The sequence below is a fragment of the Catenuloplanes indicus genome (genome assembly GCF_030813715.1).
In the GTDB taxonomy this organism is placed as follows: Bacteria; Actinomycetota; Actinomycetes; order Mycobacteriales; family Micromonosporaceae; genus Catenuloplanes; species Catenuloplanes indicus.
On sequence record NZ_JAUSUZ010000001.1, the window covers coordinates 5,146,646 to 5,166,027 of the forward strand.

At 70.9% G+C, this 19,382-nt stretch carries 21 protein-coding genes; 10 read left to right on the plus strand and 11 right to left on the minus strand.

Translation table 11 applies throughout. From position 1 onward, the window contains the following. Nucleotides 1-10 precede the first annotated feature (10 nt). Together J2S42_RS23255 and J2S42_RS23260 are read right to left on the minus strand one after the other, a co-directional pair. Nucleotides 11-349 carry a serine hydrolase gene (locus J2S42_RS23255; RefSeq protein ID WP_307248955.1) on the minus strand — a complete coding sequence of 113 codons (339 nt, stop codon included), beginning with the start codon at nt 347-349 and terminating at the stop codon, nt 11-13. Further along, nucleotides 247-1,029, minus strand: coding sequence for a serine hydrolase domain-containing protein (locus tag J2S42_RS23260; RefSeq protein ID WP_307242369.1), 783 nt, complete (start codon nt 1,027-1,029; stop codon nt 247-249). The genes J2S42_RS23255 and J2S42_RS23260 overlap by 103 nt, the downstream gene beginning before the upstream one ends. A gap of 94 nt (nt 1,030-1,123) precedes the next feature. Here J2S42_RS23260 and J2S42_RS23265 point away from each other — a divergent pair, with 94 nt between their 5' ends. The 10 genes from J2S42_RS23265 to J2S42_RS23310 all read left to right on the plus strand — a co-directional run bounded on the left by J2S42_RS23265 (nt 1,124) and on the right by J2S42_RS23310 (nt 11,105). After that, complete coding sequence (locus tag J2S42_RS23265; protein ID WP_307242371.1) at nt 1,124-2,488, plus strand: dihydrolipoyl dehydrogenase family protein; 1,365 nt, start codon at nt 1,124-1,126, stop codon at nt 2,486-2,488. An 85-nt stretch (nt 2,489-2,573) separates the two neighbouring features. Beyond that, nucleotides 2,574-3,581 (plus strand): LacI family DNA-binding transcriptional regulator, encoded by a 1,008-nt coding sequence (locus tag J2S42_RS23270; protein WP_370879223.1) that lies wholly within the window; start codon nt 2,574-2,576, stop codon nt 3,579-3,581. 189 nt (nt 3,582-3,770) lie between these two features. Beyond that, a complete protein-coding gene (locus tag J2S42_RS23275) occupies nt 3,771-5,129 on the plus strand; it encodes an ABC transporter substrate-binding protein (protein ID WP_307242372.1) in 1,359 nt (452 codons plus the stop codon). Between the two features lie 114 nt (nt 5,130-5,243). After that, a complete protein-coding gene (locus J2S42_RS23280) occupies nt 5,244-6,191 on the plus strand; it encodes a carbohydrate ABC transporter permease (RefSeq protein ID WP_307242374.1) in 948 nt (315 codons plus the stop codon). Next, on the plus strand, nt 6,191-7,060 hold the full coding sequence (locus J2S42_RS23285; RefSeq protein WP_307242376.1) for a carbohydrate ABC transporter permease: 870 nt from the start codon (nt 6,191-6,193) through the stop codon (nt 7,058-7,060). The genes J2S42_RS23280 and J2S42_RS23285 overlap by 1 nt, the downstream gene beginning before the upstream one ends. A gap of 3 nt (nt 7,061-7,063) precedes the next feature. Next, complete coding sequence (locus tag J2S42_RS23290; protein ID WP_307242378.1) at nt 7,064-8,608, plus strand: glycoside hydrolase family 13 protein; 1,545 nt, start codon at nt 7,064-7,066, stop codon at nt 8,606-8,608. A gap of 47 nt (nt 8,609-8,655) precedes the next feature. Next, nucleotides 8,656-8,880, plus strand: coding sequence for a hypothetical protein (locus tag J2S42_RS23295; protein ID WP_307242379.1), 225 nt, complete (start codon nt 8,656-8,658; stop codon nt 8,878-8,880). A 30-nt stretch (nt 8,881-8,910) separates the two neighbouring features. Beyond that, on the plus strand, nt 8,911-9,333 hold the full coding sequence (locus J2S42_RS23300; RefSeq protein WP_307242381.1) for a VOC family protein: 423 nt from the start codon (nt 8,911-8,913) through the stop codon (nt 9,331-9,333). A 52-nt stretch (nt 9,334-9,385) separates the two neighbouring features. Further along, on the plus strand, nt 9,386-10,417 hold the full coding sequence (locus J2S42_RS23305; RefSeq protein WP_370879423.1) for a DNA polymerase III subunit beta family protein: 1,032 nt from the start codon (nt 9,386-9,388) through the stop codon (nt 10,415-10,417). Nucleotides 10,418-10,514: 97 nt separating this feature from the next. Continuing rightward, complete coding sequence (locus J2S42_RS23310) at nt 10,515-11,105, plus strand: hypothetical protein (RefSeq protein ID WP_307242384.1); 591 nt, start codon at nt 10,515-10,517, stop codon at nt 11,103-11,105. Between the two features lie 61 nt (nt 11,106-11,166). On the opposite strand, the gene J2S42_RS23315 is transcribed toward J2S42_RS23310, so the two are convergent. The 9 genes from J2S42_RS23315 to sp36 all read right to left on the minus strand — a co-directional run bounded on the left by J2S42_RS23315 (nt 11,167) and on the right by sp36 (nt 19,380). Then, a complete protein-coding gene (locus J2S42_RS23315) occupies nt 11,167-11,445 on the minus strand; it encodes a cell division protein SepF (RefSeq protein ID WP_307242386.1) in 279 nt (92 codons plus the stop codon). Nucleotides 11,446-11,567: 122 nt separating this feature from the next. Beyond that, the gene (locus tag J2S42_RS23320; protein WP_307242388.1) at nt 11,568-12,047 is read right to left on the minus strand and encodes a GNAT family N-acetyltransferase; all 480 of its coding nucleotides are present in this window, start codon (nt 12,045-12,047) and stop codon (nt 11,568-11,570) included. Next, nucleotides 12,044-12,595, minus strand: coding sequence for a phosphoribosyltransferase (locus J2S42_RS23325; protein ID WP_307242389.1), 552 nt, complete (start codon nt 12,593-12,595; stop codon nt 12,044-12,046). Before J2S42_RS23325 ends, J2S42_RS23320 begins: the two co-directional genes overlap by 4 nt. Nucleotides 12,596-12,808: 213 nt before the next feature. Further along, complete coding sequence (locus tag J2S42_RS23330) at nt 12,809-13,771, minus strand: serine/threonine-protein kinase (RefSeq protein ID WP_307242391.1); 963 nt, start codon at nt 13,769-13,771, stop codon at nt 12,809-12,811. 74 nt (nt 13,772-13,845) lie between these two features. After that, nucleotides 13,846-14,268 carry a hypothetical protein gene (locus J2S42_RS23335; protein ID WP_307242393.1) on the minus strand — a complete coding sequence of 141 codons (423 nt, stop codon included), beginning with the start codon at nt 14,266-14,268 and terminating at the stop codon, nt 13,846-13,848. 30 nt (nt 14,269-14,298) lie between these two features. Continuing rightward, on the minus strand, nt 14,299-17,889 hold the full coding sequence (locus tag J2S42_RS23340; RefSeq protein WP_307242394.1) for an adenylate/guanylate cyclase domain-containing protein: 3,591 nt from the start codon (nt 17,887-17,889) through the stop codon (nt 14,299-14,301). Further along, nucleotides 17,886-18,707 carry an MBL fold metallo-hydrolase gene (locus J2S42_RS23345; protein WP_307242396.1) on the minus strand — a complete coding sequence of 274 codons (822 nt, stop codon included), beginning with the start codon at nt 18,705-18,707 and terminating at the stop codon, nt 17,886-17,888. The genes J2S42_RS23340 and J2S42_RS23345 overlap by 4 nt, the downstream gene beginning before the upstream one ends. Before the next feature lie 32 nt (nt 18,708-18,739). Next, nucleotides 18,740-19,222: a RidA family protein gene (locus J2S42_RS23350; RefSeq protein WP_307242397.1), complete on the minus strand. Its 483-nt coding sequence runs from the start codon at nt 19,220-19,222 to the stop codon at nt 18,740-18,742. Between the two features lie 2 nt (nt 19,223-19,224). Further along, the gene (gene sp36 / locus J2S42_RS23355; protein ID WP_306836041.1) at nt 19,225-19,380 is read right to left on the minus strand and encodes a Sp36 family protein; all 156 of its coding nucleotides are present in this window, start codon (nt 19,378-19,380) and stop codon (nt 19,225-19,227) included. Between the last annotated feature and the right edge of the window lie 2 nt (nt 19,381-19,382).

The following is a 19,382-nucleotide window of genomic DNA, read 5'->3' on the forward strand; positions in this document are numbered from 1 at the left end:
AGCGGATAACTCAAAGGAGTTCGTTGAGGGTGTCGACCAAGTGGTCGACTCGGTGGGAGTCGGACAAGTGGTGGGTGACGTAGGCGAAGGAGTAGTTGCGGGTGGGGTCGGTGAAAGCGCAACTCCCACCTATCCCGCCCATTCCCCAGCTGCCGTCCGGTTCCAGCTGCATGCCGAGGGTCCAGCTGACGTCGCGGTTCAGGACGACGTCGAAACCGGTGTAGGACGCGGTCGTCAGTGAGGTCATCAGGCTCGGCGGGAGGATCTCGGGGAGGAGCGAGTAGAGGCGGGCCAGCGCGGTCGCCGTGCTGTGCAGGTTGACGGCGGGAATCTCGGTAGTGCGCCACAGTGGACCGTTGACGACCGCCGCGGAGGTCGCGCCGGCGGGGAGGAGAGGGCTCGGTGTTTCCAGCTGCCGGGCTCGCCCAGTGGATCAGCGGGCCACGCCGGGACCAGGTCGGCGCATCGCGCGATCTGCGACGGGGACAGGCCGAAGGCCAGATCCAGATCCCACGGTACGGCGATCTCCTCCCGCAGGAACGTGCCGAGCGTGCGGCCGTCGACCCGCCGCACCAGCTCGCCGAGCGGATGTCCGTAGGTCAGCGCGAACTCGCCCGCCACCGTCCCGGGCTCCCAGGCCGGTGGCGTGGCCGCCAGCGAGGACGTGAGCAGGTCCCAGTCGGCGAACGCGGTGGCGGGCAGGCCGGGCGGGAACGCGACCAGACCGGCCGTGTGGTCGAGCAGCTGGCGGACGGTGACCGACGGCACGCTGAATGACGGCCAGTGGCGGGTCACCGGGTCGTCCAGGTCCAGGCGGCCGCGCGCGACCAGTAGCAGCACGCACAGCGCGGCCACCGGCTTGCCGACGGAGTAGACGCCGGCCAGCGTGTCCGGCGTCCACGGCTCGGAAAGGCCGGCGTCCCGCCATCCGCCGTACAGCTCGGCCACGACGGTGCCGTCGTGGATGACGGTGAGGGCCGCGCCGGTTTCCGCGCCGGAGCCGAGCAGCGCGGAGAAGGCGCTGCGCAATGGTGCGAAGGGGAGCGAAACGCGGCCGTGCAACGGGATCACGGTGGGAGACGCTACAAGACGGCGGGTGAGCGCGGGTGGCATGCTGACGGTCATGGGGCAGCCGGAGCAGGTCGATGTGGTCGTTGTCGGGCTCGGTGTGGGCGGTGAGGAGGCGGGTGGCCGGCTGGCCGCGGCCGGTCTCAGCGTGGTGGGCATCGAGAGCCGGCTGGTGGGCGGCGAGTGTCCGTACTACGGGTGCATCCCGACGAAGATGATGATCCGGGCGGGGAACGCGCTGGTCGAGGCACGCCGGGTGGCGCAGCTCGCGGGGCGGTCGACCGTCACGGCGGACTGGGCGCCGGTGGCGAAGCGGATCCGTGAGGAGGCGACCGACACCTGGAACGACAAGGTGGCGGTGGACCGGTTCACGGGGAAGGGCGGGCGGTTCGAGCGCGGCACGGCGCAGATCGTCGGGCCGAACCGGGTGCGGGTCGGCACCGCCGAGTTCGTGGCGCAGCGCGGCATCGTGATCGCGACCGGGACGGCGCCGGTGGTGCCGCCGATCGACGGGCTGGCCGGCACGCCGTTCTGGACGAACCGGGACGCGGTCGAGGTCGAGCAGCTGCCGCCGTCGCTGGTGATTCTGGGTGGCGGCGCGATCGGCGTCGAGTTCGCCCAGGTGTTCGCGCGCTTCGGCGTGCAGGTGACCCTGGTGGAGGGCGCGGACCGGGTGCTGGCCGCCGAGGAGCCGGAGGCCTCCGAGGTGGTGGCGACGGCCCTGCGGGCCGACAACGTCCAGATCCACACGGGGGTACGGGCGGAGCGCGTCCGGCACGACGGGGCCCGTTTCGTGGTGGGCCTGTCCGACGGCGCCGAGGTGTCCGCGGTGAAGCTCCTGGTGGCGCTGGGCCGGAGGGCGGAGCTGGGTGAGCTGGGCCTGGACGAGGTGGGTGTGGACGCGTCCGGCCGGTTCATCGAGGTCGACGACCGGCTGCGCGCGGGTGAGAACGTGTGGGCGATCGGCGACGTGACCGGCAAGGGTGGGTTCACGCACATGGCGATGTACCAGGCGGACATCGTGGTGCGGGACATTCTGGGCCAGGGTGGGCCGGGTGCGGACTACCGGGCGCTGCCGCGGGTGACGTTCACGGACCCGGAGGTCGGCGCGGTCGGGCTGACCGAGCGTCAGGCGCGGGAGCGCGGGCTGAACGTGCGGGTCGGGATGACGGACGTGTCCGCGTCGTCGCGCGGTTTCATCCACGGGCCGGGCAACGCGGGTGTGATCAAGGTGGTCGAGGACGTGGACCGGGGTGTGCTGGTCGGTGCCACGTCCGCGGGGGTGACCGGCGGTGAGGTGTTGAGCGGTCTGGCCGTGGCGGTGCACGGCGAGGTGCCGGTGGAGCGCCTTCGGAACATGATCTACGCGTACCCGACGTTCCACCGTGCCATCCACGAGGCCGTCAAGGCGCTTGACTGATCTTTCATGCAGCTGACGTCGGCTTTCAGTCAACCGACGAGAAACGGTTCGGTTCTTTCGTAACAGGGCGCGTAGGATTGCGGCCGTGACGAGACGACTGACCGAGGTGGCGAAGAAGGCCGGCGTCAGCGAGGCAACCGTGAGCCGGGTGCTGAACGGGCGCGAGGGAGTCTCCGAGACGACCCGCATCGCGGTACTGACCGCGCTCGACGTGCTCGGCTACGAGCGGCCGACGAAGCTTCGCGGCGAGCGAGCCCGGCTGGTCGGCCTGGTTCTGCCCGAGCTGCAGAACCCGATATTCCCCGCGCTGGCCGAGGCGGTGACCGGCGCGCTGGTGCAGCGGGGCTTCTCACCGGTGCTGTGCGCGCGCACGATCGGCGGCGTCTCCGAGGTCGAGTTCCTGGACATGCTGCTGGAGCACCAGGTCTCCGGCGTCATCTTCGCCGGTGGCAACTATGCGATGGCGGACGCGTCGCACGAGCACTACCGGAAGCTGACCGACCGTGGCCTGCCGGCCGTGCTGGTCAACGCGGGCGTCGACGGGCTCGGCTTCCCGCTGGTGTCCACGGACGACGCGGAGGCGGTCGAGCAAGGGCTCGCCCATCTGGTGTCGCTCGGGCACACCCGGATCGGCGCGCTGCTCGGGCCGGCCGACCACGTGCCGTCCCGGCGGAAGCTGGCCGCGGCCGAGTCCGCGGTGGCGGCGCACGACGGGCGGGTCCGGCTGGACGTGGAGCGGTCGAGCTTCTCCACCGAGGGCGGGCGGGCCGCCGCGGCGAAGCTGGTGAAGCGGGGCGTCACCGGCATCCTGTGCGCGAGCGACGTGCTGGCGCTGGGGGCGGTCCGTGCGGTGCGCCGGCTCGGGCTGCGGGTGCCGCAGGACGTTTCCGTGGTCGGGTTCGACGACTCCGCGCTGATGAACAGCGTGGACCCGCCACTGACCACGGTGCGCCAGCCGATCGAGGCGATGGGGCAGTACGTGGTGGAGCTGCTGGTGCAGCAGATCAACGGTGCGGTGATCGCGGCGGACGAGCTGCTGTTCGAGCCGGAACTGGTGGTGCGCAGCTCGACCGCACCGGCACCGAGGAGCTAGTAACAAACCCGCACGAACGGCCCACGGTCTGCTGACCGTGGGCCGTTTCGCGCGCCGCCGGGCCGTGTCGTCTGAAATTTTCTTGATGTTGTGCGGTTCTTGCGGTCAATGGTTGGTGTTTGTATCGTCATCGACACGAAACACGGCGTGACAACGACTGAACTTCACCCCAGGAAGGGGTCCGTTCCCATGGGCACACATCGGATGCGGACGACTCTCGGGCTCCTGCTGGTCGTCGGGCTCGGATTCGGCACCACCGCGTGCGGTGCCGGTAGCAGCGACGACACCGAGGACGGCGGCAAGGTCACCCTGGTGATCAACGGCCTGCCGCCGGCCACCGAGGCCGCCACCCACCAGCGCTTTCTCGACAACGTGGCCGAGTTCGAGAAGCTGAATCCGGATATCGACCTCGACCCGCGCGAGGGGAAGATGGACCCGCAGACGTTCGCCGCGAAGCTCGCCGGCGGTCAGCTCGAGGACGTCTTCTACGTCTACTTCACCGACCCGGCCACCCTGATCGCCAAGCGGCAGGTGGCGAACATCAGCGACTACCTGGGCGACTTCCCGGTCACCTCGCAGATCAAGCCGGAGGTGCTGCGCGTCTTCCAGGACGACAAGGGCGCCACCTACGGCCTGCCGTACAAGAACTATTCGATGGGTCTGCTCTACAACCGCGAGCTGTTCACCAAGGCCGGGCTCGACCCGGAGAACCCGCCGCGCACCTGGGCCGGCGTGCGGGAGGCGGCCAAGAAGATCACCGCACTCGGCGACGGGCACGTGGGCTACGGCGACTACTCGAAGAGCAACACCGGCGGCTGGCACTTCACCACGGAGATCTACTCGCTCGGCGGCGAGGTCGCGGTGAACGACGGCGGCACCTGGAAGGCCGCTTTCAACGGGCCGCCGGGCCGGCAGGTCCTGCAGCAGCTCAAGGACATGCGCTGGACCGACAACTCGATGGGTGAGCGGCAACTGCTGGAGTGGGCCGACCTGCTCCAGATGATGGGCTCCGGCAAGCTCGGCATGTACGTGGCGACCGCGGACAACATCCCGACGATCGTCAACCAGTACAAGGGCAGGTACGAGACGTACGGGCTCGGCCCGATCCCGGGCGGCGCGGGCACGCTCGGCGGCGGCGAGGGCTACATGTTCAACGCGAAGGCCTCGCCCGCGAAGATCAGGGCCGGCCTGAAGTGGCTGACGTTCTGGTTCACCAGCGCGGAGCGGTTCGATGCGGAGAACAAGTGGGCCGCGGACAACAAGAACCCGGTCGGGCTGCCGGAGCCGGCGATCTTCACGGGTGCGGCCGCACAGTTGCAGGAGACCGCGGACGCGAAGTACGCGAACGTGCCGCAGCAGAACTACGCGCCGTTCAAGGCCGCGATGCCGAGCATCCCGGTGAAGCTGGAGCCGCCGAACGCGCAGCAGATCTACGCGGTGCTGGACGTGGCGATGCAGAAGGTGCTCACCGACCGCAATGCGAACGTGGACCAGCTCCTCGCGGACGCGGAGACGCAGGTCAACCAGATCCTGGCGTCCGTCAGGTGACGGCGGTGGGGCCGTCGGAGCGCCGGCGGCCCCACCGGCCGCCGCACCCGTCAGGAACGCCGCCCGGCCTCCGTCCCGTACCGCTGAATGGCTTGTGAAGGAAAGGTGACCACGATGGCGGTCCTGTCGGCCGCGGAACGGACCCAGCGGCTCAGCCCGCCCGATCCGGGAAGACTGCCGCGCAGCGGGCGGCTGCGGCGGGTGATCGGCGACAATCTGCTGGCCTATGCGTTCATGGCCGGCGGGCTCGCGTGTTTCGCGCTGTTCTCCTGGTACCCGCTGGTCCGCGGCATCGTCCTGAGCTTCCAGCAGGACAACTTCGTGACCGATCCCTATTGGGTCGGCACCGAGAACTACGCTCTGCTGTTCACGGACCCGCTGTTCTGGACCGCGTGGCGGAACACGCTCGTCTTCACCGGCCTCGCGCTGGTCCTCGGCTATCTGGTGCCGCTGTTCCTGGCGATCCTGCTGAACGAGCTGCGGCACCTGAAAGGATTCTTCCGGGTCGCGGTCTATCTGCCGGTGATGCTGCCGCCGATCGTGGTGGTGCTGCTCTGGCGCTATTTCTACGACCCGGGGAACGGGCTGTTCAACACGATTCTCTCCGGCGTGGGCCTGCCCACCTCGCAGTGGACACAGTCGCCGAGCACCGCGCTGTTCTCGCTGGTGCTGGTGTCGACGTGGGCGAACCTGGGCGGCGCCACGCTGATGTACCTCGCGGGGTTGCAGGGCATTCCGGGGGAGCTGTACGAGGCGGCGGAACTGGACGGCGCGTCGGTCTGGCAGCGGCTGTGGCACGTGACCGTTCCGCAGTTGCGGTTCCTGATGCTGGTGCTGCTGCTGTTGCAGATCATCGCGACCATGCAGGTCTTCATCGAGCCCTATCAGCTGACCGGCACCACGAATCCGGACACCATCACGGTGATGGTGCTGATCTACCGGTACGCGTTCACGGTGAACAACGACTTCGGCCTGGCCGCCGCGATGAGCGTGACGCTGTTCGTGGTGCTGGCCGCGTTCTCCGCGGTCTATCTGCGGCTCACCCGAAGCCAGGAGTCCTGATGCGCACGCTCATCTCGGAGACGGAGATCCGCCGGCACCGCGCGCTCTATTTCTTCGTGCTCGGCGCCGTGACGATCGCGTTCACGCTGGCGTTCCTGTTCCCGGTCTACTGGATGGTGACCGGCGCGCTGAAAACGCCGGTCGAGCTGGCCCAGCCGATTCCCACGCTGATTCCGGAGAGCTTCCAGCCGGCGTCCTACGCGGACGCGTGGAGCCGGATGGAGATCGCCCGCTACTTCGCCAACACCGTGGTCTACGCGTTCGGCGGCTGGCTGTTCATCCTGGTCCTGGACGTGGCGGTGGCGTACGCGCTGTCCAAGCTACGGCCGGTGCTGGGCAACGTGATCCTTGGCGGCATGCTGGCCAGTCTGATGCTGCCCGCGTCCGCGCTGCTCATCCCCGCCTACCTGACCGTGACGGACGTGCCGCTGCTCGGCGTGAACCTGCTGAACACGCCGTGGGCACTGTGGCTGCCCGCGGTGGCGAACGCGTTCAACATCTACGTGCTGAAGCGGTTCTTCGACCAGATCCCGAACGACCTGCTGGACGCGGCCGCGATCGACGGCGCGGGCCGGCTGCGGGTGCTGTGGTCGGTGGTGCTGCCGCTGTCCCGCCCGGTGCTCGGTGTGGTCTCGATCTTCGCGATCATCGGCATCTGGAAGGACTTCCTCTGGCCGCTGCTGGTGCTGCCGGAACCGGCCGCGCAGACGCTCAGCGTGGCGCTGTCCCGGCTGTCGCTGACCAGCCAGGTGCCGTTGAACATGATGCTCGCGGGCCTGGTGATCGCCAGCGTCCCGATGATCGTCATCTTTCTGATCTTCCAGCGCAGCATCATCGGGGGCCTCTCGGCCGGGGCAATGAAGGGTTGACACGTGAGCACATGGTGGCGTGACGCGGTGATCTACCAGGTTTACCCGCGCAGCTTCGCGGACGGCAACGGGGACGGGATCGGTGACCTGGCGGGCGTGCGCGCGCACCTCGACCACCTGGTCGACCTCGGCGTGGACGCGATCTGGTTCAGCCCGTGGTATCCGTCGCCGCAGGCGGACGCCGGCTACGACGTGGCCGACTACCGGGACATCGAGCCGATCTTCGGCACGCTCGCGGAGGCGGAGACGCTGATCGCCGAGGCGCATGCGCACGGCCTGAAGATCATTATCGACATCGTGCCCAACCACGTGTCGTCCGCGCATCCGTGGTTCCAGGCCGCGTTGGCCTCCCCGGACGCGCCGGAGCGGGAACTGTTCTGGTTCCGGCCCGGCCCGTCGCGGCCCACCGACTGGGAGGGCGAGTTCGGCGGGCCGACCTGGACACAGACCGCGGACGGCGCCTGGTACCTGCACCTGTTCGACAAGGCACAGCCGGACCTCAACTGGAACCACCCGCGGGTACGCGAGGAACACCTCGACATCCTGCGCTTCTGGCTGGACCGGGGCGTGGACGGCTTCCGGGTCGACTCGGCCGCGCTGCTGGTCAAGGACCCCGCGCTGCCGCCGGTGTCACCGGGATCGCCGCACCCGTTCCACGATCTCGACGGCGTGCACGAGATCTACCGTTCGTGGCGGCGGCTGATCGACTCGTACGGCGGGGATCGGACGTTGATCGGCGAGGTGTGGCTCCCGTCACCCGAGCGATTCGCCCGGTATCTGCGGCCGGACGAGATGCACTCCGCGTTCAACCTCGAGTTTCTGTGCAGTCCGTGGGACGCGACCCGGTTGCGGGAGATCATCGACGAGACGATCCGCGTGCACGAGCCGCTCGGCGCGGTCGCCACCTGGGTGCTCTCCAACCACGACGTGACCCGGCCGGTCACCCGCTACGGGCGCGCGGAGACCGGCTTCAGCTTCGCGGCCAAGCGCGAGGGCACCCCCACCGACCTGCGCCTCGGTACGGTCCGGGCGCGCGCGGCCGCGCTGCTCAGCCTCGCGCTGCCCGGCGCCGCCTACCTCTATCAGGGCGAGGAGCTCGGGCTGGAGGAGGTCGAGGACATCCCACCGGCGCTCCGGCAGGACCCGATGTGGCACCGCTCCGGCCACCGTGACCCAGGCCGGGACGGGTGCCGGGTGCCGCTGCCCTGGTCGGGCGAGGAACCGCCGTTCGGGTTCGGCGCCGGGACGCCGTGGCTGCCGCAACCGCACGCGTGGAAGGACCGGACCGTCGCGGTACAGCGCGCGGACCCGGCGTCGATGCTGTCGCTCTACCGGTCCGCGCTGCGGCTGCGCCGGTCTGTCCCCGCCGCTCCGCTGGTCTGGCTGGACTCCGCGCCGGACGTGCTGGCGTTCCGGCGCGGCGACTTCGCCTGCGTGGCCAACCTGTCGGCCGTGCCGGTGCCGTTCGACGGGGACGTGCGCCTGGCCAGCGGGCCGCTGGAGGACGGTCTGCTGCCGCCGGACACCACGGTCTGGCTCGCTCTTTAGGGTGTGTAGCGAGCGCGCGGCCCAATCTGGATCTAGGCTCGGCCGACATGACGACCGACGACGTTGTGCTCGACGAGCCCACCGAGATCTACACCGCCTACTTCCACACCGTGCAGGAGTTGACCGAGGCGCTGACCGCCGCGGACACGCTCGGGCTCGGCGTGCGAGTCGAGTCGTACACGGTGACGGCCGAGGACGATCCCGACGCGCAGACGACCGAGTTCAAGTTCACGCTGCTGGCCGAGCAGCCGGTGCAGTCGGAAGAGGCCTGATTGTCGGAGGCTGTCCCTACGATCCGGGATATGGCATACGACTTCCAGGTGGCGATCGACAGCGCGAACCCGCACGCCCAGGCGGACTGGTGGGCGGAGACGCTCGGCTGGACCGTCGAGCCGCAGGACGCGACATTCATCAAATCCATGATCGACCAGGGGTACGCGACCGAGGCCGAGACCACCACGCATCACGGCGCGCTGGTCTGGGCCTCGGGCGCGGCCATCCGGCACCCGTCGACCGACCGGCGCGTGCTGTTCCAGACCGCGCCCGAGGCGAAGACCGTGAAGAACCGCGTCCACCTCGACGTGCGCGTCGGTGACGAGAAGCGCGAGGCCGAGGTCGAGCGGCTCACCGCGCGCGGCGCCACGTTCCTCTGGCGCGGGCAGCAGGGACCGCACTCCTGGGTCACCATGGCCGACCCCGAGGGCAACGAGTTCTGCGTGGCTTGACCCTCCACCCGGTCGAGGGATCAGAGTCCTCGCCATGGAGAGCGACGACGAGCTGCGCACGATCGGCGAGATGGCGCGGGCCAGCGGGCTGACCATCAGCGCGCTGCGCTTCTACGACGGAGCCGGCGTGCTCAGCCCCGCGTTCGTCGACCCGCACAACGGCTACCGGCGGTACGCGGCCGGCCAGGTCCCGGCCGCGCGCCTGGTGGCCGGGCTGCGCCGGGTCGGCATGCCGCTGTCGCAGATCACCGCGATGCTGGACCGGCACGACGACCGGCCCGGCATGCACGCGCTCCTCGACGCGCACCTACGGCGCCTTGAGGACGGTCTGACGGACGCCCGGCGGGAGCTCTCCCGGATTCACCGGATGATCGACGGCGATCTGGATCTCGTGGAGGACCTCATGACCGAACTGACCGTCCCGGCCGACGGGTTGCGCGCCGCACTCGCGGCCGTCCGCTACGCCGCCGGGAACGACCCGGAGCTGCCCACGCTCAGCGGCGTCCTCATCGAGCTGCTGGACGGCGCGCTGCGGCTGGTCGCCACCGACCGGTACCGGATGGCGATCGCGGACGTGCCGCTCACCGACCTGACCGGCCCGGACACCGGCGTGGTCGCGCCGCTGCCGCTGGTCGACGCGCTGGTGCCGCTGCTCGCCGCAGGCACGCCGGTACGGATGTCGCTGTCCGCGTCGGAGATCGCGTTCGCGGTCGGCGGGCACGGGTTGAGCGGGGCGCCGGCGCCCGGCGAGTTCCCGGACTACCGGCGGGCGCTCGCGGCCAGGGCGGGGGAGCCGCTGCGGGTCAGCGTGGACGCGGCGGCACTGCGGCGGGACGTCGCGGCCGCGCCCACGGTGCGGCACGAGAACGCGACCGTGATGGTGCTGACCATCGGTGCGGACGGGTCGGTCGAGGCGGGCGCACCGGATCGCCCGCACCGGGTCGCGGTGAATCAGGAGTTCCTGCTGGCGGCGCTGGACGCGGGCGGGCCGGGACAGCTCGTGCTGGAACTGGACGGGCCGATCATGCCGTTGGCGCTGCGCGGCCCGGACTCGTTCGCGGTCGTGATGCCGGTCCGCCTTTGATCTTTTGGGTTGCGTGCCGGGAGTTCTAAGGGTGACGGCTCGGGTGCCGAACTGCCGGGTGCCCGCCGTCCCCCCCCAGACGATTGTGACCAGGCGTATGACGACCGAGCAGCCGCCGGGCGCTCCCCCGAATCCGTACGAAGAGCTGACCAACGCCTACTACGCCCCCGGCCGGGTGCCGCAGGCGATGTGGGCACCCCCGCCCACCCGCTCCTGGAAGGGCCCGGTCGCGGTCACCGCGCTGGCCGTGGTGATGCTCGGCTTCGGCGCGGCGTTCGGCGTGAACGAGTTCGCCAAGCACCAGGTGTGCGGCGCGGTGGCGGCCTCCACCCCGGGGCAGACCGCCACCGGGACACCCGCGGTCGCGGCCAACCGGACCACGACGACGGCCGCCGGCACCGCGTCCACCGGTTCGGCGAGCGCGGAACAGCTTCAGGACGAGATCGACGCCACCCGGCAGCACGCGGCGCTGCTGGTCATCGACGGCGACCTGCGGGACGCGGTCAACGGCCTGACCGACGACGCGGAGAACGCGCTGAAGCTCGGCGAGGAGATCAAAACCATCTCCGCGAGCCAGCGTACGGAATACGCGAAGCGCCTGGTCGGGATCGCGCGGGACATGGACGGCCACTGGCGGGCGGCACAGCGCGCGTGCGGCCAGGCGGAGACCGGACTGCTCCAGCTCTAGGTCCCTGTATCGAAGTGGGCCTCGCCGCAGCCCGGCCATCCACTTCGATACAGGACCTAGCTCATAGACCGCCGCGGGACATCGGCTGGGGCGCCACGATCGGGACGTCCGGCAGATCTGCCTCGGTCATGCCGGGCGGCCGCAGCAGAAAGATCTTGGTGGCGAGACGTTCCATCTCCCCACCTCGCCCGACGATGAGGCCCGCCGCGAAGTCGACCAGCGGCGTGGCCTCCTCGTCCGTCAGGCTGGTCAGGTCCATCACGACCGCGATCCCCTCGCGGAAGTAGTGCCCGACGTAGAACACCTCGTTGTAGCTCTGTGGACGCAGGGTCTTGACCATTTGTCCAGTCTCGCGGAGAGAATGGCCTCGTCAAGGCACCTTCCCCCGTTTTGCCCCTTGGCCTGGAGAGATCAGCGGCCGACACGGGAGAGCCGTTCGCATGCGACCGGTCGGCGGACCGCTCAGTAGTGCCGGACCGGGCTCAGATACCGCCGGAAGCCGGAGACGTCGGCGTTGAAGCCCAGCGAGCGGTAGAGGCCGTGTGCCTCGCGGCGCGCGTTGTTGGAGACGAGCTGGATCTTGTAGCAGCCGGCGGCCGTCGCGATCCTCGCCGCCTCCTCCATCAGCGCGCGGCCATAACCCCTGCCGCGCTCCTCCGGGCGTACCACCAGGTTCTCCACGATCGCCCACGGGCTGCGGTTCCGGGAGAGGTTGCGGGTGATGACGACGTCGACCGTCCCCGCGACCCGGCCGTCCGGGTCCTCGATGACCAGCAGCTCGCGCCCGGTCTGCGCCAGGATCTCGGCCAGCAGCGCGGCATCCTCCGGGCCGGTGTCGCGTGCGGTCGCGTTCTCGTCGTGCATCAGTTCGAGCAGGTACACGACCGACCGCACGTCGTCGAGCGTCGCCCGGCGCGGCCGGGGCGTGCTGCTGCCGTTCACAGGCGCCTCACTCTGTATTCCTCGCTCATCCGCCACGGCGCGCTCAGTGGCTGTTTCGTCTCGTGCCCGCAGAAGTCCGGTTTGATGCCGGTGGCCGGATGGGAGAACAGCGAGAACGTCTTGACGGAGGCCGGTGATTGTTCCCGCACCGCCTTGACGGCGACCTTGAGATCTTCGCCGGAGTATAGCTCTCCGACGGCCACCAGAATACGTTTCCCGGCGAGGCTCGGCATGACGTCGGGATAGCGAATGCGTGCCTCGCTGACGCCGTCGTTCTTCTCGAGCACGGTGTCTATCACGAACAGTGGCCGATGCCCCAGATTGCCGGCCAGCATGCCCGCGACGATCGCACCACCGCGTCCCACTCCGACGATCACGTCGGGGTCGAAGCCGGAGCGCCGGATCTCCGCCAGCGACTCCTTCATGGTCTGCTCCACGATGCGCCAGCTGGGCCGATTGCGTTCCCGGACGAAGCGCACCGACAGCAGCACGGTCAGCACCGCCGCGACGCTGGAAATGATGGTGAAGACGAGATTCGCAACGGCCACGGCAGCGGCCCTCCGCTCGAAGCTCCAGGTTGCCGAGCAGCGTATACCAGCTTGTACAGCCCTCAGGCTTTGATCACCGTCGCTTCTGGATTGCTACCGAAAGGGTTCGATCAAGCCGTCTGAACGGACAAGAAGGACCGCATAAGCGTGCCGGTGCCGCCGTACCGGAGTCGATTTCGTTCCGGCTTGGTGGCGGCACCGGTGCACTTCGTGTCAGGAGCCCATCAGGCGGCGGAACCAGCTGCGGAAGCCCGGGTTGGGGACCGTCGGGTGCGGGTCGCCGTGAGGTGGGCGGGGCGGGGTGTACGTGTCGCCGTGGTAGACGCGGCCGGGCTGGCGTGGGGGGCGGTTCTGCGGGGTGTGGTTGGCCTCGGGGCGCGGGTTCGGATAAGCGTTGGCACCCGCACCCGGCATCCGCACCTCGTACAGCATGTCCCGCAACTGCTCCGCGCTCGGCCGGGACGCGGGGTCGTTCGTCATCCCCCGCCGCAGTACCGCCGTCAGCTCGCCCGGTACGTTCGGCAGGTCCGGGATGGGCTGGTTGAACATGTCCATGATGGTGAGCAGGCTGGGGTTCCGGTCGTTCTCCCACCGCGGCGGCTTCCCCCGCAGCATCGCGTAGAGCGTCGCGCACAGTGCGTAGACGTCCACCGCAGCCGACGGCCGGGACGCCCGGAACATCTCCGGCGGTGCGTACGCCGGCGTCAGCACCTCCAGCGTCACGTTCGGGTCGCGCATCTCGGCCAGCACGGCGAGCCCGAAGTCGGCCAGCACCGCCTCGTTGAACTTGGAGTGCAGGATGTTCGCCGGCTTCACGTCCCGGTGCAGCACCTGTTCCGCGTGTGCGTCCGCCAGCGCGTCGGCGATCTTGATGCCCACCGAGCGCACCTGGCCGGCCGGCAGCGGGCCACGGTTGGCGTACGAGCCGTCGCACAGCTCCATGATCAGGTACGGGTGCCCGTCCGCCGTCACGCCCACGTCGAACAGGTCGACCACGTGCGGGTGGGACGACATGCGGCTGGCGGCGCGGGCCTCGCGGAGGAAGCGGGCGCGGTCGCGGTCGTCGCCTAGCGCGCGGTTCTCCACCTTGATGGCGACCTCGCGGTCGACGGAGATCTGCGTGGCCCGGTAGATCGTGGCGTAACCGCCACGGGCGAACTTCCGCAGATCGGTCATTCCGGGCACGACGGGCACGTGTTCGTTGCCGCCTGACCCGGGCGCGGGCGGCGGTGGCCGATCCGAGTCGCCGGTCACGGATTAGAAAATACGCGATGCCGCCGGTCGAGCCACAGGCCGATGCCGGTCGCGAGCGCGCCGACGCCCTCCCAGGCCGCGACGCCGAAGAACCGGTCGGGTGCCTCGCCGGTGAGCACCAGCGTGGTGAACACCGTGAACGTCACCAACCGGAACACGACGGTGAAGAGGTAGAACGCCCGCCACTCGGTCCAGACCGAGACCAGGTAGTAGATGCCCATGTTGAAGCTGGCCATCGACGACGCGGTGATGAACACCAGCGTGTAGTCGCCGGCGGAGCGCTCGGCGGCCGGCACGACCTCGAAGCCGAGGCTGCTCAGCATCGACTCCGGCCGGATCAGGCCGGTCGCACCCATGATGATGGCCAGAATGCCGAAGACGGCCATCGTCCACCCGGCTATCGACCTGGGCAGCCTCATCCGATCCCTCCACAAAGGTCTATGGCCGGATCAGGCTAGCGGTTGCTCCAGGGTGAAGTCATCATCCGATACGGGACGAAGACGATCGAACATCGCGTCCGCCTCGGCCCGCTCGCTGACCTGCTCGCTCGCGTACGCCAGCCGTACCGCCTCGGCCGCGGCCTCGCACGCCTCCTCCGGCGCGTCGTTGGCCAGCAGTGCGGCGGCCAGCACCCGGTGCGCGCGCACGCCGCTGCGCACGTCCTCGGCCGGCATCGCCACCGCGCGCCGCGCCCAGTCCAGCGCCTGCATCGACTGCCGCTCGGCCAGCAGCGCCTGCGCGTACGTGGCGACCGCGTCCCGGCGGGAGAACAGCAGCGACGGCGCCCGGCTGGCCGCGATCGGTGCGAGCAGGCCCACCGCGGTCAGCGCGTCGCCGGCCGTGAGCCGCACCGCGGCGAGCAGCACGCGCGGGCCGACCTGCGCCGGTGCCAGCGGGTTGTGCGGCTCCACCGCGGTCAGCACCGACCGCGCGTCCGCCTCCGCGCCGGGTACGTCGCCGAGCCGCAGCCGGACGAAGCCGCGCATGGTGCCGGCGATGCCGAGCAGCAACGGGTGGGTGGTGCGCTGGCTGTAGCCGAGCGCGTCGGTGAGCAGGTCGTGCGCGTGCTCCCACTGCCCGAGGCCGCGCGCGACCGCGCCGCGCACGGAGAGCGCGAGCCCGCGCCCCCAGTCGTCGGAGATCTCGCTGAAGTCCCGGTACGCCACCCGCGCCTGATGGTCCGCGTCCACCAGGTCGCCCAGTTCCGCCGCCGCGAACGCGTCCACGGCCCGCAGCGTGCCGACCGCCCAGGCCTCGCCGAGCCGCTCGCCGAACGGCAGGAACGACCCGGCCAGCCGCCGTGCCTCGCCGAGCTGGCCGGCGAGCAGCCGGGAGAACGCGGTGGTGCCGCGTACCCACGCGTGCCCGACCGGGTCGCCGAGTTCCGCGAACAGCTTCGTGGCCCGGTCCAGCACCGCCTCGCTGCCGGCGAAGTCACCGCGCGCGGTGGTCACCCAGGCCAGGTCCTGCAGCGACCAGGCCTGCCCGTGCCGGTCGCCCGCGGTCTTGGTGACCTGGAACGCGGCCGCGAACCGGCTGCTGGCCTGGCTGAGCCGGCCGGTGAAGAAGTCGTTCATGCCGAGCCGGCGCATCGCCTCCGCGCGCTCGGCCGGCAGCGCCGCGTCCGTGGCCACGGCCAGCGCCTCCGCCCAGGCGCCGGCCGCGCGCTGGCCGTCGCCGAGCAGCCGGTGCGCCTGGCCCGCGATCAGCAGCGCGCCGGACCGACAGGCCGCGTCGTCGCCCGCGTTCGCGCTGAGCTTCTCGGCCAGGTCCAGCGCCTCGGTGATCCGGCCGTTCTGCATCAGCGCGTTCGCGTGCACGAGCTGGTCGATGTCGGAGAGCGCGTCGTCGGCGAGCGCGGTGGCGCGCTCCGCGTAGTCGACCGCGAGGCCGGGCTCTCCCATCGCGTGCGCGCGGCGGGTGGCGCGGCTGAGCGCGGCCACGCCGAGCGGCACCACGTCGCGCACGTCCGAGTCGGTGCGCAGGCCGACCGCGTCCGCCAGCCGCAGCGCGGACTCCACGTGGTGCGCGATGAACAGGTCCCGCGCGTCCTCGGTCATGCCGCTCGGACCGGTGAACCCGCTGGACAGCAGCGGCTCCACCTCGTCCTCCTCGGCCGCGGCCCAGCGGGCCAGGAACGAGTGCCGCTCGGCCAGGTCGGCCTTGCCGATCCCGGCGTAGGCCGCCTCCCGCATCAGTGGCGTGCTGAACGCGAAACCCCCGCGGGTACGGGTGAGCATGCGCCGTTGCAGCAGCTCCTCCACGGCTCGCTCGAAGTCGCCCGGGTGCCGCCCGCACAGCGCGTGCAGCGTGGCCGTGGCGACCTGGTCGCCGATCACCGCGGCGTCGCGCAGCACCGCGCGCGCGTCCGCGGGCAGCGCGTCGATGCGCGCGGCGAGCACGGCCGCGAGGTCGCGGGAGAGCAGCTGCCGGTCCAGCGAACCGGCCGAGAGCCGCCACCGGCCGGCCGCGTTCGCGCCGACCGCGGCCTTCAGCGCGCCGCGCTCCATCAGCAGCGTGACCAGCTCCGCCAGGTAGAACGGGTTGCCCTGGGCGGTGGCGAGCAGCCGGTCGGTGTCCTCCGGTGGCAGCTTCCCGCCCTCCAGATAGGACGTGAGCAGCCGGGACGCGTCCGCACCGCGCAGCGGCGGCAGCGAGTAGACCTCGGCCTCGGACATCCGGGTCATGATGCCGGCGGTCCGGACCAGTTCCGGCCGGCCGAGCAGCAGCACCAGCACCGGCCCGGTCAGCCGGCCGAGCGTCACGCCGAGCGCCTCTATCGTCTCCGGCGTGGCGTCGTGCAGGTCGTCCACCACCACGAACAGCGGCGCCTCCGCGGCGAGCCCGCTGAGCAGCACGGACACGGCGGCCGGCAGCACCTCCGCGTCCGGCGGCGCCGGGATGTCCTGGGAGGACCAGTCCGGCGTGCCGGTTGCGGTCTGCGTGTCGCCGTAGCCGAGCAGCGTCATCAGCGGGTCCACCGCGACCGGCGTGTCCGGCGACGTCCTCGCCAGGCGGGTGGCGACCCGGCGGACGCGTTCCTCGACCGCGGCCCGGGTGGCGCCGGTGAACGGCTCATGCGGCAGGCCGATCGCGGACCGCACCAGGTCGGCCAGCGGGGCCAGCCGGCGCCGTTCGCCGAACGCGGCGCACTTGACCGCGAGCACGGTGGCACCGCCGGTGCCCTCGAACGCGGCGGCCAGCCGTTCCGCCTCCGCGCCGAACCGGGTCTTACCGATCCCGGCCTCGGCCGTCATGATCAGTACGCCGGGCTCGTTGCGGTCGATCACCTCGGCGAGCCGGCTGGCGACCCGGCCCAGCTCCGCCTCGCGGCCCACGAACGGCGCCTCGTCGCCGAGACCGGACCGGGTGCCGGGCGCGTCCCGCAGGCCGAGCAGCTCGAACGCGGCGACCGGCTGGCGCTTGCCCTTCAGTTTGAGCGGGCGCAGCTGCCGCCAGGACGCGAGGTGCCGGGTCGCGTTCATGGTCGTCTCGCCCGCGTAGACCGCGCCGATCGCGGACGCGTCCGCGAGCCGGGCCGCGGTGTTCACGGTGTCGCCGATGACCGTGTACTCCAGGGACGCCTGGATGCCGGCGACCACCTCGCCGGTGTTCAGGCCGACGCGCAGGCCGAGCGGGGCACCGCCGCCGCGTTCGTCGTCCAGCACCCGGCGGACCGCACGCTGCATCGAGAGCGCGGCCCGGACCGCGCGTTCCGCGTCGTCCTCGTGCGCCACCGGCGCCCCGAAGACCGCCATGATGCCGTCACCGGTGAGCTTGTCGACGTGGCCGCCGAACGTCTTCACGGCACCGGCCAGCGCGGCCATCACCCGGTCGGTCACCGCGCCGACTCGCTCCGGGTCGACCTCCTCGGACCAGGAGGTGAAGTCGGAGAGATCGCCGAAGAGCACGGTCACGACACGGCGTTCCGCCGCCGGCAGCGCGGCCGCGGTATCGGCGACGGCGGGTAGCGCGGCACCGCAGTTGTGGCAGAACCGCGCGTTCGGCACCGCCACCGTCCCACACACCGGACACGTCACGGTGGGTCCAACCCGGCGGATCCGCTGGGGAATTCCCGGTCGAGTCCGTGCAGGTAGTCGAGCTGCGCGCGGACCGACCACTCGGCCGCCCACCACAGCGAGCGGTCGACGTCGGCGTAGACGCGCGCGACGACCTCCGGCGCGGTGCTCGCGCCGGCCCGCACCGCGTCCCGCACCTGATCGAGCCGGGCGATCCGGTGCGCGTGATAGAACGCGGCCGCCGCACCGGTGTCGGCGAGCGCCGGGCCATGGCCCGGAAGAGCAACGACGCCACGGTACGCCGAGAGCCGCTCAAGACTGGCCAGGTAGTCGCCGAGATCCCCGTCCGGCCAGGCGACCACGGTCGTGCCGCGGCCCAGGATCGTGTCCCCGGTCAGCACCACGCGCTCGTCACCGGCGCTCGCCACGAAACTGACCGAGTCGTGCGTGTGCCCCGGAGTGCGCAGCACCTCAATGGTGAGACCGTCGATCGACACATCGCCGAACGGCACACCGTGCCGAGGGTCTGCGGCCAGCACCGGCGTCCCGCCGAGGAGATCGGAAAGCGCCTGCGCGCCCTCGACGTGATCCGCATGCCCGTGGGTGATCAGGATGGCCGCGAAGGGCCGGTGCTCCGCGATCGCGGCCAGGTGCTCCGCCATGTCGGGACCCGGGTCGACGACCGTGCTTCGCTCAGCCTCCGGCGCACGCAGCACCCAGGTGTTCGTACCGTCGAGGGTCATGGGGCCGGGGTTGGGCGCTCTCAGATGAGTCACCCAACGAGGCAACGCCCCCGCGAGTTCCCCCGCGGAGGCGGTGACGTGACCCGGCCCACTCATGACACCGATCCTAGAACCCTCGTGAGGGAAGGTCAGGCCGTGAGCTCGACGATGACCTCGACCTCGACCGGCGCGCCGAGCGGCAGCTCCGCGACGCCGACCGCGCTGCGGGCGTGCCGGCCGGACTCGCCGAAAACGGCGCCGAACAGCTCGGACGCACCGTTGATCACGCCCGGCTGGCCGGTGAAACCCGGCGCGGACGCGACGAACCCGGTCAGCTTGACGATCTTGCTGACCCGGCCGAGGCCGACCAGCGCCTCGATCGCGCCGAGCGCGTTCAGCGCGCACTGGCGGGCCAGCGGCGCCGCGTCCTCCGCGGTGACCTCCGCGCCGACCTTGCCGGTCGCGGCGAGCTTGCCGTCGACGAACGGCAGCTGGCCGGAGACGTAGACGTGGTTGCCGGACTGCACGGCCGGCACGTACGCGGCGACCGGCGGCACGACCTCGGGCAGCACCAGGCCGAGCTGCGCGAGATTGGCGTACGGGTCGACCGGACCCAGGATCGGCTCGGTCATCGTCACCCCTTCGGGCGCTTCATGTAGGCGACAAGCTGCTCCGGGTTCGGGCCCGGCACGACCGCCACGAGCTCCCAGCCGTCGTCACCCCAGTTGTCGAGGATCTGCTTGGTGGCGTGGGTCAGGAGCGGCACGGTGGAGTACTCCCACTTCTGCATGG

Excerpts from the sequence above, each read along its gene's own strand:
- J2S42_RS23295 (WP_307242379.1), top strand. The coding sequence starts at position 8,656 with ATGACGACCGACGACGTTGTGCTCGACGAGCCCACCGAGATCTACACC.
- J2S42_RS23285 (WP_307242376.1), top strand. The coding sequence starts at position 6,191 with ATGCGCACGCTCATCTCGGAGACGGAGATCCGCCGGCACCGCGCGCTC.
- J2S42_RS23345 (WP_307242396.1), bottom strand. The coding sequence starts at position 18,707 with ATGAGTGGGCCGGGTCACGTCACCGCCTCCGCGGGGGAACTCGCGGGG.
- J2S42_RS23350 (WP_307242397.1), bottom strand. The coding sequence starts at position 19,222 with ATGACCGAGCCGATCCTGGGTCCGGTCGACCCGTACGCCAATCTCGCG.
- J2S42_RS23310 (WP_307242384.1), top strand. The coding sequence starts at position 10,515 with ATGACGACCGAGCAGCCGCCGGGCGCTCCCCCGAATCCGTACGAAGAG.
- J2S42_RS23335 (WP_307242393.1), bottom strand. The coding sequence starts at position 14,268 with ATGAGGCTGCCCAGGTCGATAGCCGGGTGGACGATGGCCGTCTTCGGC.
- J2S42_RS23330 (WP_307242391.1), bottom strand. The coding sequence starts at position 13,771 with ATGACCGATCTGCGGAAGTTCGCCCGTGGCGGTTACGCCACGATCTAC.
- J2S42_RS23280 (WP_307242374.1), top strand. The coding sequence starts at position 5,244 with ATGGCGGTCCTGTCGGCCGCGGAACGGACCCAGCGGCTCAGCCCGCCC.
- J2S42_RS23315 (WP_307242386.1), bottom strand. The coding sequence starts at position 11,445 with ATGGTCAAGACCCTGCGTCCACAGAGCTACAACGAGGTGTTCTACGTC.
- J2S42_RS23275 (WP_307242372.1), top strand. The coding sequence starts at position 3,771 with ATGGGCACACATCGGATGCGGACGACTCTCGGGCTCCTGCTGGTCGTC.
- sp36 (WP_306836041.1), bottom strand. The coding sequence starts at position 19,380 with ATGCAGAAGTGGGAGTACTCCACCGTGCCGCTCCTGACCCACGCCACC.
- J2S42_RS23300 (WP_307242381.1), top strand. The coding sequence starts at position 8,911 with ATGGCATACGACTTCCAGGTGGCGATCGACAGCGCGAACCCGCACGCC.
- J2S42_RS23265 (WP_307242371.1), top strand. The coding sequence starts at position 1,124 with ATGGGGCAGCCGGAGCAGGTCGATGTGGTCGTTGTCGGGCTCGGTGTG.